The 14,942-nt window shown below is 48.6% G+C and carries 6 protein-coding genes and 1 tRNA gene; 2 read left to right on the top strand and 5 right to left on the bottom strand.

Features of this window, described 5'->3' with window-relative positions:
• The 4 genes from K0T92_RS19950 to K0T92_RS19935 form a co-directional block, all read right to left on the bottom strand.
• Positions 1-2,062: L-type lectin-domain containing protein (locus tag K0T92_RS19950; protein WP_219874240.1), on the bottom strand; the 2,062-nt coding region annotated here is incomplete at its 3' end.
• A 398-nt stretch (positions 2,063-2,460) separates the two neighbouring features.
• The gene (locus K0T92_RS19945; protein ID WP_219874239.1) at positions 2,461-3,600 is read right to left on the bottom strand and encodes a response regulator; all 1,140 of its coding nucleotides are present in this window, start codon (positions 3,598-3,600) and stop codon (positions 2,461-2,463) included.
• 267 nt (positions 3,601-3,867) lie between these two features.
• On the bottom strand, positions 3,868-8,517 hold the full coding sequence (locus tag K0T92_RS19940; RefSeq protein ID WP_246628302.1) for a non-ribosomal peptide synthetase: 4,650 nt from the start codon (positions 8,515-8,517) through the stop codon (positions 3,868-3,870).
• A gap of 487 nt (positions 8,518-9,004) precedes the next feature.
• Positions 9,005-9,088 (bottom strand) — tRNA-Leu (locus K0T92_RS19935).
• 276 nt (positions 9,089-9,364) lie between these two features.
• Here K0T92_RS19935 and K0T92_RS19930 point away from each other — a divergent pair.
• Both K0T92_RS19930 and K0T92_RS25335 read left to right on the top strand, forming a co-directional pair.
• The gene (locus K0T92_RS19930) at positions 9,365-9,691 is read left to right on the top strand and encodes a hypothetical protein (protein WP_219874237.1); all 327 of its coding nucleotides are present in this window, start codon (positions 9,365-9,367) and stop codon (positions 9,689-9,691) included.
• A 585-nt stretch (positions 9,692-10,276) separates the two neighbouring features.
• Positions 10,277-11,011, top strand: coding sequence for a collagen-like protein (locus K0T92_RS25335; protein WP_219874236.1), 735 nt, complete (start codon positions 10,277-10,279; stop codon positions 11,009-11,011).
• A 196-nt stretch (positions 11,012-11,207) separates the two neighbouring features.
• Here the strand turns inward: K0T92_RS25335 and K0T92_RS19920 are convergent, their stop codons facing one another.
• Complete coding sequence (locus K0T92_RS19920; protein ID WP_219874235.1) at positions 11,208-14,591, bottom strand: alpha-amylase family glycosyl hydrolase; 3,384 nt, start codon at positions 14,589-14,591, stop codon at positions 11,208-11,210.
• Positions 14,592-14,942 lie beyond the last annotated feature (351 nt).

The following is a 14,942-nucleotide window of genomic DNA, read 5'->3' as shown; positions in this document are numbered from 1 at the left end:
CGCCATCGTTCGTTGCCGTTCCAATGACGATACCCAGTTCGTTGTAGATGTTTACTGTTGCTCCCGCTGGTACATCTTTTACAACTACTTTATCTGTTGTCGAGTTTGCTATGACTACAACAGGTGGCGCGCTTACTTCTGCCACTGCTGTCGCTGGCGTCTTCGTGCTTTCCAGCTTATTCGGCTCGGTGATCGTCGCATCGATCTCTTGGCCTTCGTTCAGGCCAGTTGGGATGTTTACGGTCACATCGCCCGTACTGCCGCCTTCGTTCGTTGCCGTTCCAATGACGATACCCTGTTCGTTGTAAATGTTTACTGTTGCTCCCGCTGGTACATCTTTTACAACTACTTTATCTGTTGTCGAGTTTGCTATGACTACAACAGGTGGTGCACTTACTTCTGCCACTGCTGTCGCTGGTGTCTTCGTGCTTTCCAGCTTGTTCGTCTCGGTGATCGTCGCATCGATCTCTTGGCCAACTGTCAGACCGCCGCCGCCGATGTTTACCATCACGTCAGCTGTGCTGCCGCCGCTGTTCGTTGCTGTACCAATAACGGTACCCAGTTCGTTATAGATTTTTACCGTTGCACCTGCTGGCACGTCTTCAACAACCACTTGATCTGTTGTCGAATTCGCCGTTATTACTACAGGTGGCGCACTTGCGTCTGCTTGGGCAATAAATTCAACCTTGTCACTCTCCAGCTTCGAAACCTCTGTAATCGTGACGTCAATCGCTTGTGTATGCGTCAGGCCACCGGCAATCGTCACTGGAACAGCCGCTGCACTTGCACCGCTGTTAGTGGCAGTTCCGATTACAGCCCCCAGCTTGTCATACACCTTAACTGTTGCCCCTGCTGGAACATTAGGCACATTGACCACATCGGTCGTTGCATTTGCAACCACATTCGCGGGTGGCGCGCTTTTCGCTGGCGGCTTGGGAATCGTAATATCCAAAGTCGTATAGATACCGCCTGGCCCTACGGCCTTAACCGTCGTCGTTATTTCGTTCTCAGTCGGATTAATAACGGTAACGAAAGCTTCACCGTTAGCGTCCGTAATAACCGTTCCCGGCTGTACGATAGCACCATTCGTTGCCGTTACCGTAATCGGAATACCGCTTTGAACCGTTCCGTTTACAGCTGTCAACGTTACCTTAACGGTTCCATCCGGCTGCAATTGGCTAGCTATCAAATAATCCGTAGGAGCCTGTCCATAGTTGTTGTTCACAACATCAATCGGACCATACTCATTATTGAAATACCAGGATTCAATATTATGAGTTTGATATGCGCCGCCAGTAGCAGCCGTAAACCCAACATAAACCTCGTCCTTGCCCAAAGTGTTTCTCAAATTCAGGCCTGTTACTTCCAATTCTGCACTTGCAGGTCGTACATTCGTCGAGCTGAGACGCACCTGAATCGTTCCTGTCGTGCCGTTGTAATCAACCCATGCATGTACAGGAGCACCGTTGTCAGGGTTGAAATCCGGTGATGCGACACTTTTGACATGACTGGCATTAGAATGATAGTTATCACCATTTACTACCAGTGCAATGTGATTGTTATTGGGATCGTTTTTGCTCGTTGCATTATCTTCGGGCGGGGAGTTCTTCCATGTATCAAACTCGATCCCCACACTTGGCGTAATGCCCGCGAAGCCGAGCCCGGAGCCGCTTGATCCCGCACTGCTGGATTGTGTCTGAACAACGAACACAAATCCGTCAGCACCTTTATCGTTACCGCCGCTTCCTTGGAAACCGCCTTTATTAGGCATGCTAAAAGTAAAATAAGTACTGAAGGAGCTGTTGTTCTTCAATGATACTTGCTTATTGTTGAACGCAGATCCTCCTTGATTCGCAGAAGCAGGCGTCAGCTGCAGCTTATTGCCAGTAATTGACGCCGAACCGTTCATCTTTAATCTTCCATCGTTTACGAATTGAGTATAGTAGAACGATATATAATTCGTTCCTGAAGCCTTTACTTCCGGCATCGGCGTCAAACCACTAAACAACAGCGTGAAAATAGCCAATAAACACCAAAACCGTCGCGCTCTCAGATTGTTCATATCTTCGACTCCTTTACTTTCGAGCTGGCAGACGACCATTCCCGATCGTTTTCCCGATCGTTGCCCCGCCCGTTTCTTCGTTGATCTTCTTAACGATAATAAGTCCGAATTTTCCCCTCAATAATAACCTTTTCTTCTTGCCCTGCAGTAATAGTCGTATCGTTCTCTCTCTCTAATCTAGCAGCCTGTTACAGCCATCTTCGAACTATCCTACTTACGAACTACATCTCTCTATCCCCCTGTCGAATCTTGTTGAGAACATTTTACAGGACAGCGCTCACCAAATACTGACCAACTCACTGCTGCGATGAAAATAACACATCTTGCTTCAATTGCTTCGTGATGGCCACTTGCTATATATTTAAAGGCGGCTTCCCTGCTAGGAAAGCCGCCTCGCTTTACATTGGATTACTATTGGCCAACTGCCACCGCTGATACCACTCTACTGTTTCTTTACCTGGACTAACATCGGCTTCCCGCTTCAGAACCCCTACCATATGCCTATATTGTAGTTCCACAGAATCATAATCCTTCAACCGGTCATAGATACTCATCAGAGCCAGATGCCCCTCCTCCAAAAGCGGCTCGTGCTGAACTGCCCGATGATAAATCGCCAATGCCTCATGATCCTTGCCGTTGCGGTCATAATATTGACCGAGACTTCCAGCCAGCTCCAGCCACATTCGCTTGAGCCGATTCCGTTCAACCTCAGCCCAGAAGTACTGATCCTCGCCAAAATAATCACCGCGGTATTGATCAAAAACCCGCTGATGCTGGGCAGCATTATACTCTGATATCGGCTCAAGCTGCCGCAATTGCTGATCCCACTCTTCAGCATCGACAATGATCTTCTTCGTTTCCAGTATGTAGCCATAATGAGAAAAGTTGATCATCATAACCTGCTTCAATTCATCACTTTTGCACAAATTCCGAATCCGGTAAATACTGGTCTGCAGGTTAGCTATACCCTTCCGCTCATCCAGGCCAGGCCAGAGCAGCTCCAGCAGAGTATCCTTGCTTACCGTCTGATTCCGATGATGCAGCAGATAAGCAAACAATTCTTTGACCTTCGTTGTGCGCCACTTGATTGTCTCCGGTTCGTTGTCCGCAATTTGCAGTTGCAGTCTGCCCATGCAATGGAACCGCACTGTTGATTGGGCAGCAGGACGAAGCTGGGATTGAATTCGTTTACGCAGCCGCCTCACCGTCTCCAGCAAACGCTCCTCGGTAACGGGCTTCAGCATGTAGTCGAGCGCTTCCAGACCGAACGCATCGAACGCATATTTTCGATAGGCCGACACAAAGACAATTTCTGTACTGGGGGTGATCTCACGAATTAGAGCAGCGGCTTCTATGCCATCCATACCGGGCATTTGGATGTCGAGAAAGACAATATCAGGCCGGGCTAAGGCAATCTCTTCAATCGCCCTCTCTACGTTCAGGAACGCGCCGATCACATCGCAATCCTCTATGGCGCTCACCATCTTCTCCAGCCGGGTCAATGCCAGCCGTTCATCATCCACTAGAATCACTCTCATCACATGCACCACCTCAGTCAACCGTTATATGTCAGAATAACAGCAATCCAGCAAATGAAGCACTTACAAACAAATATATCCAACGCGCAAGATACCTATTATATATGAAAGAAAATAATCTATCTACCTTACATATTAATGTAACCTATACTAATTTTCAATTTTCAATTGAAAGAATACATAATAAAAAAAACGCTAGTGCACATTCTAAACACAAAGAATGGATTCTCCGCAACTATCCGAAGAATCCATCCTACGTTCATACGATCAATGTATCGTACTGCCGCTCATTTTTTGCTGCTCTAATTCACTTTGCAAATCGACGAGCGCCTTCCTCTGCTCCTGTTCTATCTTCCCCAATCCGTCCAATACGAGTTGAAGACTCGCCTGTATTCCTTCAGGCCGTTCATTCATTGTGTCAAAGCTGCCGAGCAGCCGATCCAAATGCTCACCTAAATACTGAATCGAGTCTTCTACGCTTTCAGTTAATGCTGCAAGCGAGGACAGGTTCAAGAACGGTGCTGCGTCTACCAAGAAGTCTCTGAAGAAAAGGTAGGTGTATTTCCACTTTCTTATCCGGTAAATAACAAAGTTGTACAGCTCCACATGATACTCCTCTTGCTCAAATGCATCCTCAAGCACTTCGCGGAAAGGCTGGAAAGACGCAATGCCGCTATAGAACACTCTTTCCTTGTTCACATGCTCGAATGGCTCAGAAGAAATGTAGTACTGTACATGCTGCTCCAGAAGCTCCAGTGCCAGCTGCTGCAGCGGAATAGGCTGGAATCGCTCATAGCTTATATCCATGGCGATGTTTTGCGCATTCGCATGTTTGAGCGGAAAACGTTTCAAAAATTCCAAACTGCCGGGTCCCGCAACCGAGCGCTGTATGGCGACTTCAGGAATCATTCCAAAGAAGTTATAGGTGCTGTCATAAACCTTGTAGCCGCGATCCGTGTGATCAACCAGCAAAAACATGTGCGAGTGATGAATGTCGATTTCACTGCCAGACATAATATGAAGCTCGCCATCCATTAAATTTCTTCCAAATTGATCCTCATCCATCAAATAATCATGTGTATAGGTCAAATAATACGTTGTGCCGACGCCAATCGGCAATTTGCCTTCACGCATCCGTTCCTCGCACCAAGCCAGAACCTCCTCGGGCGAATCAAAGAATATCGGCCTGCCTTCAATACCGAGCCTGCTGGTCAGGTCAAATTCCGGAGTATCCTCAACGGCAAGCGGCAGTCGATCTTCCATTCGCCTAGACAGCGGAACGCTGAACGTGATCGTACCTAATCCTCTTCCAGCGGGCAGGAAGCCTCTAGGAATGAGATAATCCGTCTCATGATGCAATTTTGTGTATAGCGCTCCCAGCAAGCATGGATAGTAATAAGGGATATCTTCCACATTGTCATCGAATTGGACGTTATATCTTCTTGTATTCTCAGTGGAAGTCTCCATCGCGCACGCTGCTTCGGATTCAGCGGCAACCTCGGTTCCCGCTGCGGCATCGCTCTGGAGCTGGCCTCCACCGGCTTGCACAATTTCACGGATCGTTCTGAATTGCAGCATATCTCTCAATCCGATCGCAACTTTGTACTCGCTGGCTTTTGCCACGACCTGAACGGCCTTAAGCGAATCTCCGCCCAATTCGTAAAAATCATCCGCTACGCCAATCCGCTCCAAGCCCAGCACTTCCTGCCAAATCTGCGCCAATCTCTCCTCTTGCGTATTCGTCGGCGCTTCATAGGAATCGCTCATTCCGATATGGTCCTGCGGACCGGGCAATGCGCTGCGGTTGATCTTCCCGTTCGCCGTTATCGGCATCGCCGACAGCGGGACGAAATAGGATGGAATCATATAGTCCGGAAGCACGCTGGCCAGATAGCCCTTCAACTCTCCGTAAGGCAAATCACCGATCGAAGTATAATAGGCGCACAATGCCTTGCTTCCGCTTGCATCCGTCCAATCTGTAACGAGCACTTCGCGAACGCGCGGATGCTTCAATAGCTGCGCTTGGATATCTCCCAGCTCGATCCGGTATCCGCGAATTTTGACTTGATGGTCGCTGCGTCCAAGAAATTCCATGACGCCGTCTGGCATCCATCTAGCCAAGTCTCCCGTTCTGTACATCTTTGCACCGGCGGCCTCCCCCTCCCGATAGGGATCAGCAATAAACCGCTCCTCTGTTATCCGTTGATCCGTATATCCCGACGCCAGACATTCTCCCCCGATAAACAAATCTCCAGGAACAAACGGAGGACAAGGCTGAAGATTAGAATCCAGCACATAGTACCTGGCATTTTGGATCGGCGTTCCGTACGGAATACTGACCCAATGCTCCTCTACCTTGCGAATCGGATAATAATTCGACCAGACTGTCGCTTCTGTCGCTCCGCCAAGAGCCACAACTTGCACGTTCGGAAAATGCTTCGCCAGAACATCAGGCAATGTCAGAGGAATCCAGTCGCCGCTCAGGAATACAAGGCGAAGATTGAGATTCGGCGGCATGCCGTCACTGTTGATCTCCATTAATGTAGCAAGTTGCTGCAGAGCTGCCGGAGCAGAATCCCAGAACGTAATCGGCTCTTGGCGAACAATTTCCAGCAGACGTTCGCGATGGGCAAGCTCAACCTCTGAAGCAATTCGAATCGAACCGCCTGAAGCCAGCGTGCCAAAAATATCATAGACCGAGAGATCGAAGCAAAGCGAGGTGACAAACAGCAGCCGATCCTGCGCACCGACGCCGAAAGTCCGATTCACCCATTCGATAAGATTGATGACTGGACGATGGCGAACAACTACGCCCTTAGGCGTTCCGGTTGTACCCGAAGTAAAAATGACATAGGCCTCATGCTCCGAGGTCAGCTCAGTGCGAGGTGCCTGATTGGAATGCCGGTCGATATGAGCCAGTGTCCAGCTTCTTTTGCGAGAGCGCGCGATCCGCTCTTCTTCAGTAATGGAAGCTTCTCCCTGTCCGATATCCGTCCCCTTGCGCACGATTACATCATAGCGGTACGCCAGCTCATTCTTAAAGCCTTCCACTCTGTGCATAATGTCTGTATGCCCGATATCCGGAATACGGCACTGCAAATCACCGAAGAAGTCTTCATCGCAATACAAGTCCTGGTCGGACTGCGCTCCGGTGTATGCCGCCATCCCTTGCTGCTTTCTATATTCCAGGAGACTATCTCGAAACATCTCTTTCCGGCGCAAATCCATGACGTCAGCGATAATCAGCGCTCCGCCAGGCTTGAGACAGCGAATCGCTTCCCGAACAACCTCCTCGAAATAAAAGTATCCCGGGAAAAATTGCGCCGTGCTTGCAATCATAATGAGATCAAAGCTGTTAGCATCCAGCTCGCCTATTCCAAGAGCGTACCCCTCCAGCCATTCCGAATTCGCGAGCCCAAGCTCTGCCGATCTCGTACGATTCAGCTCCAGCATCCGCCGTGATGGATCCATTCCAACAAACCGCTTCACCATTGGTGCGATACTAGAAGCAATCAGCCCGGAACCGCAGCCGATCTCAAGCACGCTAGACTGGCTGGAAATATGGGGTTTGGCCAATTCCACGACACGGTCGCGATATTCGTCCACCTCCGCTTCGGAAAAGGGCAAGCCGCTGTAGCTGCTAATAAACCCGCCCGCCGTAACACGATCGACGGACTCCTCAGCGACGCGATCCCACAAATTTCCGAACCTCTCCACGTCCACTTGTTCCGCAGGCGGCTGAAGTGACATTACGTCCATGTAGACAATATCCTGCAAATGCTCGATTTTCCAAATCAACTCTTGAAAAGGCTGCATGACCGCGGCTTTGGTGACCATGGATCGAATAGGAAGACTTCTTAGAATCGTTTCGATTCTGGCTTTCGGGAATCCTGGTTCGATTGGCACATATGCGGCGCCTGCTTTTAGAATCCCTAACACGCCAATGATGATCTCTACGGATCGATCCAGCAGGACTGCAGTATATGAGCCTGGACCGATACCTTGATTGATAAGCAGACCGGCAAGCCGGTTCGCTCTCTCATTCAATTCCCCGTATGTCATCTCTACGCCTTCCGAGCAAACCGCAATATGATGAGGAGCAAGCAGCGCTTGTCTTTCGATTAGCGCAGGAATAGTCAGCTCGCTTGAATAGGCTGCATCGGTATCATTGAACGCACGGATCAGCCTCTCCCCCTCCTCCTTCGGAAGGAGGAGCGCATCGCCTATAGGTTTGTCAGGAGAGGCTAGATATTGCTCCAACGAGAGCATGAAGCTTCGGGCGTAGATCTCCATCGCTTCTGGAGCAAACAATCGTCCATTATAGTGAAACTTCACAATCATGCCATCAGACAGGTCCTCTGCTACAATAACGACCTCATGCCTTCCTTCGCACAACAAACGAATGTCAGCATCATCATGAAGGCCGGACATTGCAATGGCGAGCGGCGTCGATAACGTCTCATCCTTCTGCAATCCCAACTGCTCGATAATCTCGTGCAATCCGATATATTGATATCTGTACCCGTCGGTTACCGTTTGCTTGACTCGTTCAAGCATTTCCCTGAAAGTCGCTTCTAGCGGAACATCATTCCGAACGATGATCGATCTTCCAAGTACGTCTTCAGCAGAAACCGGAAGCACGGGAATTGTCACCGCAATATCCGATTGTCCTCCATTCAGCTTCGCCAGCCATGCTTGAAATCCGGCGAGCAAAGCCATATAGAGAGCAACCTTTTTTCCTTTGCCGATCTGCTGCAACCGACTCGACAGATGCCGTGGAAACTCATGTGTGTAGACCGCTTGTTCAAAAGCAGCCGATTTCGGATACTGGACCGGCAAACCCGACCGGGGAATTTCACCGGACAAGTGACTCAGCCAGTAGCGCCTCCCTATAAAAATTTGCTCCCTAGTCAACATCACTAACGGATCAACCCCTTCCTCTTCGTTATTGGAATGCTAGGCCCTAAGCCTCAATAAGCAATTCCGCCATGAGCAATACGGCGCTATTAAAACGCTTTCACAAAAACCGTTTTTCACACCATCTTCCAATGGACAGACGTTACTATTTTAATTATATTTTGGTCTAAAAACCTAGTCAATGATCATTTTATTATTGATGCAGGCTAGTTTTTAATAAACCGATGCTATTTTCAAAGAAATAAGAACATTTTCACTTTTGGCATGACTTATTTCGTAATTTAATTACTTTATTTTACATTTATTCTCTTATAGATAAATTCAACCAAGTATTGCAGGAAAACAACGGAACAGAAATGGCAGGAGTTCGCTTATCTGTTTGATCGCTATGTTCGGCATGTTGATGTCGTTCACGCAACACGCCTTTTGCTCCGCATAAGAAAAAGAAGCCTTGCAGCGCAAGACTTCTTGAATGTAATAGATAGGATGCGGTCGAGAGGACTCGAACCTCCACGTCATTGCTGACACTAGAACCTGAATCTAGCGCGTCTGCCAATTCCGCCACGACCGCGTATCCGTTGGGCATTTGCAAAAGTGATCCCCAACACAGTAATTAAGATTATATCGCGTATATTTGCAAATGTCAACGATATTCTTTTGCAAGTATACGACCATCCTCAATCCTAATCTGTTTCTGAGCCAAATCGCCAAGGGCAACAGTTCAAACAATTGAACCCACTCTTCCTGTTTTTTGGAAACCTTTTATTATTAACTATGAATAATGTCATTGGAGTGAAGAGATATTAATTGTGGTTAGAATAACCCAATTTGAGGAGGATACCGAAAAATGAACCAGAGCCTGACCAATCAAATTAACCAGTGTGAACAAATTATCCAGCAATTGATCAACCAAACGAATCAAGCAAGCCAAATGTACCAGCAGCTGCTGCAACAGGAGCAGCAAAATGCTGCCCGCTTAGAAGAACTGGCCCAGCGAGAGCATCAAGCGAGCCAAATCATCCAAAATTCCTTGCATGGCCATCAAGTCGCCATTCAACAAATGCAGCAAGTGTCCCAGATTTGCAAGCAGCTTGAGCAAAGCTCACAGCTCAACAGCTTCAACGCATACCAACAGACGAATACGCCCCTTCATCAGTACAGAAGCTTTCAATAAGAACGATGCAGCCTCCGAGTTTAGCAACTGGAGGCTTTTTCTTAGTGCACGCTTCCGTAACCCTCCGTTCACCATTGCAGCGACCATTCCTGCGAATACGCGAAAATGCAATTTTCTCATGCCCCATGCTGAGGATCAAATGCCTGCCGTACAGCAGGAATTTTTCCCATTCCGCCATACTAAGGAGCGAATGCCTGCCAAAGTGCAGGAATTTCGCCGGATTCTGCCTCCAGCGACCCATTTCGCCTCATATTCCTGCGCTATCGCAGGTATTCTGCCATTTACGATTATTTTGAGCAAAATCCCTGCACTTTCGCAGGCTTCCTTCTCTACCTGCCAAGTTCATCGCTGTTGGTTGTGGGGGTCGCTGGTTTTCGTTTGATACACCGGGCATCCCCATGAATTATGAATGGCCGTAAAGTGTGCCGGATCATCCCACAGTCTGGCATACAGGAGACAATCACCCTTAGTCACACGCCTCTTTTGCAATAATTTGGATGTTTGTCTATCCAGAACAGGTCATAATGTCCACTCTGGTTTTTATGAACAGACATACATTGAACAAATTACAAAGGAGGAATCCAATTGAATTGTTCTCATGCAAAAAAGCAGTGCAAAAAGAAAACGATCCTTGTTTGTCCTTCCAAAAATAAAGCAAAAAGACGTAAAGTCATTAAAAAAATAGTGCGTGTTTCCTGTCCTCCACCAGAAGTTAATGTTACCGCTCCAACAGTGACCGGTCCTCTGGGCCCGCAAGGGCCTCAAGGTATAGCTGGGCCTGCAGGTCCTATAGGGCCGCAGGGGATTCAAGGGCTGCAAGGGGTTCCGGGACCGCAAGGCCCACAAGGGCCTGCTGGCGGAATATCATCTTTTGTTTTCCTTTGCAGCTCGGAAGAACAGAACCTCGATCCGGCACCTGCACCCGGTGGGCAGGGAGAAGCTGTCGCATTTGATATTGCTAACTCCGTTGTTATAGGCTCTGCGTTATCCTTTACAGGACCAACGAATATAAACATTCTACAAACAGGTTTTTACAATATTAGCTGGGAGGTATTCCCTACCCCTGGAGACAATGCATTTGCATTATTTTTTGATCCGGATGCCGCCGGGGCGCTGCCTGCAGCAATCGTTCCTTGCAGCAACTATGGCGCAGGCTCGGGAAATCAACCTTACCAAGGTCAAGTTGTCACTCAACTGACAGCCGGAGGAATTCTAACACTGAATCGAAATGATAATATGGGTAATCTAGTTATTCAGAACACAATTGGCGGAGGAACTCCGACGGTTAGCGCCTCTATCGTGATAGAGAAACTAGCCTAGCCAACAGCCGCTTTATATAGATGGGGCTATCCCATAAAATGCAAAATAAGAACCTTCATAACCACTATTAAAGTGGAGTTGAAGGTTCTTTTCTACCTCTATTACATACGAAGTGAGAGTTGAAATTTCCACAAAAAATTACTTCCGAGACAACGCCTGTACTGCTTTCAGATTATCAGGCAACATACAACTTATTTTATTGATCCTTCCAGCGCTGAACCGTTAAATTAACGGTCTGCGCACCGCCAGACGGAGTAAGTGTCCGGTTGGCAATATCCGTTCCATTGGCATTGACTTCGACATTCGCCCAAGTGCCGCGGGTCAGCTTGTACTGGACGGCCGTGCCGGCTGGGAGATTCAGTGTAATGGAATATACACCGTCCGTTCCTTTCGTCAACTGGTATGCTGTATCCGCTGTTGTCCATCCATTAAACGAGCCCGTCAAATATACCGGTCCATTCACTGGAGTCGAGGCGGGTACCGTTACACGGAATGTCACGCTATCCGTTCCCGGAGTACCGGAGGTTTTATTGCCATTCACCAAGCTGAAAACTCCTGTGGCGAACGTATAATTATTCCCTCCATTATTATCCCAGTTGTTATTTCCATCATTGAATGCAGCTGTTAAGCCTGTTGCACTGCCAAGCTCGATCGTAATCATTTTATATCCCGGATAGGTGGAATTTTGCAGCTGCACGCCTGGCACTGTCGTCCATGTGGAAGAATTATCGAGCTTATAATGAATGTAAGCGTTCGTGAACGACGTGTTTTTATAGTAAATCGTCGTCTGATTGCCAGCTAATGTCGTTACCGCAGCAGGCGGCGAGCTTTGGGCTGACTTGTTGCCAACCGCATCATACGCCTTTACCGTATAGTTATACAGGGTCGATGCAGACAGCCCTGTATTCGTAAAGGATAATGACGCAGTAGTACCAACCAGCGTTCCGTCGCGGAACACTTCATACCCCGTAACACCCACATTATCCGTTGATGCTGTCCAGGTCACGGTTGCTGATGAAGCAGACGAAGCCGTCGCCGCTACGTTCTGAGGAACCGATGGAGCTTGATTATCCGGTCCGCCGGACACAATATTGCCCGTAGGCGTATAGGTCCAAGTTCCCGTTCCGAAGAAGTAGTTTTGCTGATTGTTACTGTCCCAGGTTCCGCTTCCGTTATTAAAGCAAGCTTCAAGCTGGCTTGCGCTGCCAAGATTGATCGTAATCTTGTTATACCCCGCTACTTCCGACTGCGGAATAGGAACTCCAGGAGACGTCGTCCAAGTTCCACCTGCAGGACGATAGTGGATGTACGGGGTTGCAAACCCTCTCTTGTAGTAGATCGTCACATTGTTGCCGGCAGGGGTCGTCGCTTCCGCCGGAGGCGCGCTGAATACCGAGCGGTTGCCTGCTGCATCGAAGGCTTTCAGCGTATAAGAGTAGGCCGTGCCAGAGAGAAGTCCGGTATCCGCGTATGACGTAGTTGTGGATTGGCCTGCCAGTACGCCATTGCGATAGATTTCATATCCCGTAACCGCAACATTGTCGGTTGCCGCCGTCCAGGTGAGGTTGATCGCTGATGAGGATACTGCGGTCGCCGCTACATTAGAAGGCGCACCTGGCGCTTGCGTGTCTACCGGAGGTGTCGTCGCAGAAGCCGGCGGCGTACTTAACGGCGAACGGTTGCCTGCCGCATCATAAGCTTTGACCGTATAAGAGTACGCTGTATTAGGCGCCAAACCATTATCCGTGAATGATGTGCCTGTTGATGTACCGGCCAAGGTTCCGTTACGGAATACTTCATAGCCGGTAACTGCGATGTTATCCGTAGAAGCCGTCCACGTCACCTGGATGCTGCTGGAGCTAAGTGCGGCAGCATTTACATTCGCGGGTACAGAGGGTGCTATTGTATCGGTAAGTTCTTTGGCATAAATTTTGGCGGCGTTCGCACCGATGCCGACCGTAATTTGTTTTCCCGTAACTCCGCCGGATTGCACCGTAATGCTATCCGACGTATTCAGCTGATTCACTAATATCGTTCCGACGGTGAGCGAGCTCTCGGCCCGCAGCGGAATGGTCACGTTCTGCGTACCGCTCGAAGCGTTGCTGAATACCGACACGACTTCTTGCCCCGTATTCGCCCCGCTCTCCACACGCCTTGAGAAAGCGTACAAATTTTGAGCCGCCCACATTTCACGCTGCTTGCCCTTGCGGAGCGCTTCGTATTTGCTGCGAATTTGATTCAGCTTGGCGACATGCTGATACGTATTCGTGTTCTCGTCAAAGTAATTTTGAATAACGCTGCCGTTCGAATCCCGCTTCACCATCGACCAGCGATTCCATGTATCCTGAATACTGTCATTGATGAGCTGTCCATGGCCATTGCCCTTGTTCTGCTCCGTACCTTGGAAGACAACCGGCAAGCCGCGTGCAGTAAAGATAAAGGACAGCGCGTTCTGCAGCTTCGGCACACTTCCCCCGGCTTCTGTCAAGAAGCGGTTGCGGTCATGATTGTCGATGAAGGTAACAAGGTGATTCTCATTGCCGTTGTAACGATAATCCTGGGCGAAAGCATCCTTGACATTCGTTTCGAAGGATTGCCCTTGTGCGAAGCTTCTAACGATATTGAAAAATAGCGGGAAATCCAGCATCCCCCATTCTTTATTCGCCCCTACCCAGCGCGAGACAAATTCAGCATTGCCGTCAAAATTCTCCCCGAACGTATTGACGCCAAGATAATTTTGCAGAGCGCCAATATCTGTCGGCTTCATGAGCTTCGCAGCGTCAACCCGGGCACCATCCGCTCCCGTATAATCGAACCAGCCCTTAATGGAATCAAAAATCGCCTGCTTCGCAGCGGGAACGTCAAAATCAATATCGTCGAGTCCCCCCAAATCATGATCCTCCATGTAATCCTGGGCCCATTGCGTATAGTTTCCGTCTGTCAACGTCCAGTTGATGTCACCGTTATGATGATACCAGGACGGGGTGTTGAAGGGAGCTGCAGGCTGCAGGCTCGGGATATCATAGAAGGCTTGCGTGCCAAGCATATAATCCCCCACATGGTTAGGCACAACATCAATGATAACCTTTATTCCGAGCGCATGTGCGGAATCGACCAGTTCCTTGAGCTTTTCCTTCGTTCCGAAATAAGGATTGGCCTTGTTCGGGTCCTTTACGTTATACCCGTGATAAGCTGTATTTCTGCCCGTGCCATTGTTGTCACGGCTCGTCACCTGCGGCTCGGCAACAGGTGAAATCCAGATCGCGGTGTAACCCATATTTTTGATATAGCCTAACTTGTCAATAATTCCTTGCCAGTCCCCGCCCTTCATGTAGCGGAAGTCTTCCTCTGACGTTTCACCGTAGCGAATCGCTGAACCCGTGGCGTTGTTTGTGGAATCCCCATCGTGAAAGCGGTCAACCATAATCTGATAAATGCTGTCGTTCTCATCCACAGTCCCAATACTCGCGGCTTGCAATGTAGTTGGAGCAGCAACAAACAGGATTGCAGTTACAGTTAAAGAAAGAGCAGCCAAGCACAACAAAGACAGCCATTTTTTTAACACAAAAAATCCCTCCATTTTTTTGATAAAAGCGCTTTCAAAAAATATGGTTTCTTGTGCCGCCTCTAAGATGAAGTGGTTCCTTGCGTCGTACAAACGTGCTTCCGCGAAAAGTTGATCAGATTATACAACGTACAACGAATGTTGTATGAATCTATCTTGAAATTAGCATGTATTAAAAAATAATGTCAATGCCTTCCATAAAATTAGAGTCTGTAGTCCTGAATATTTTCGATTATCGCCGTCGAATTATATCGAAATAATAGGTATTCTCATTACCGTTATACCTGCTGCCCTTTTGCAGGTACAATAAAAATGTCTCTGCGAATCCGTTGTGCCGGACTCGCAGAGACATTGTATTTTGACTGG

It is taken from the genome of Paenibacillus oenotherae (assembly GCF_019443105.1).
Taxonomy (GTDB): domain Bacteria; phylum Bacillota; class Bacilli; order Paenibacillales; family Paenibacillaceae; genus Paenibacillus_Z; species Paenibacillus_Z oenotherae.
Note: the sequence above shows the minus strand (reverse complement) of the source record. Positions and strands in the feature narration are given on the sequence as shown.

Bases quoted from the DNA above. Each gene is read 5' to 3' on its own strand.
- K0T92_RS19940 (WP_246628302.1), bottom strand. From the start codon at position 8,517: ATGTTGACTAGGGAGCAAATTTTTATAGGGAGGCGCTACTGGCTGAGT.
- K0T92_RS19920 (WP_219874235.1), bottom strand. From the start codon at position 14,591: ATGGAGGGATTTTTTGTGTTAAAAAAATGGCTGTCTTTGTTGTGCTTG.
- K0T92_RS19945 (WP_219874239.1), bottom strand. From the start codon at position 3,600: ATGAGAGTGATTCTAGTGGATGATGAACGGCTGGCATTGACCCGGCTG.
- K0T92_RS19930 (WP_219874237.1), top strand. From the start codon at position 9,365: ATGAACCAGAGCCTGACCAATCAAATTAACCAGTGTGAACAAATTATC.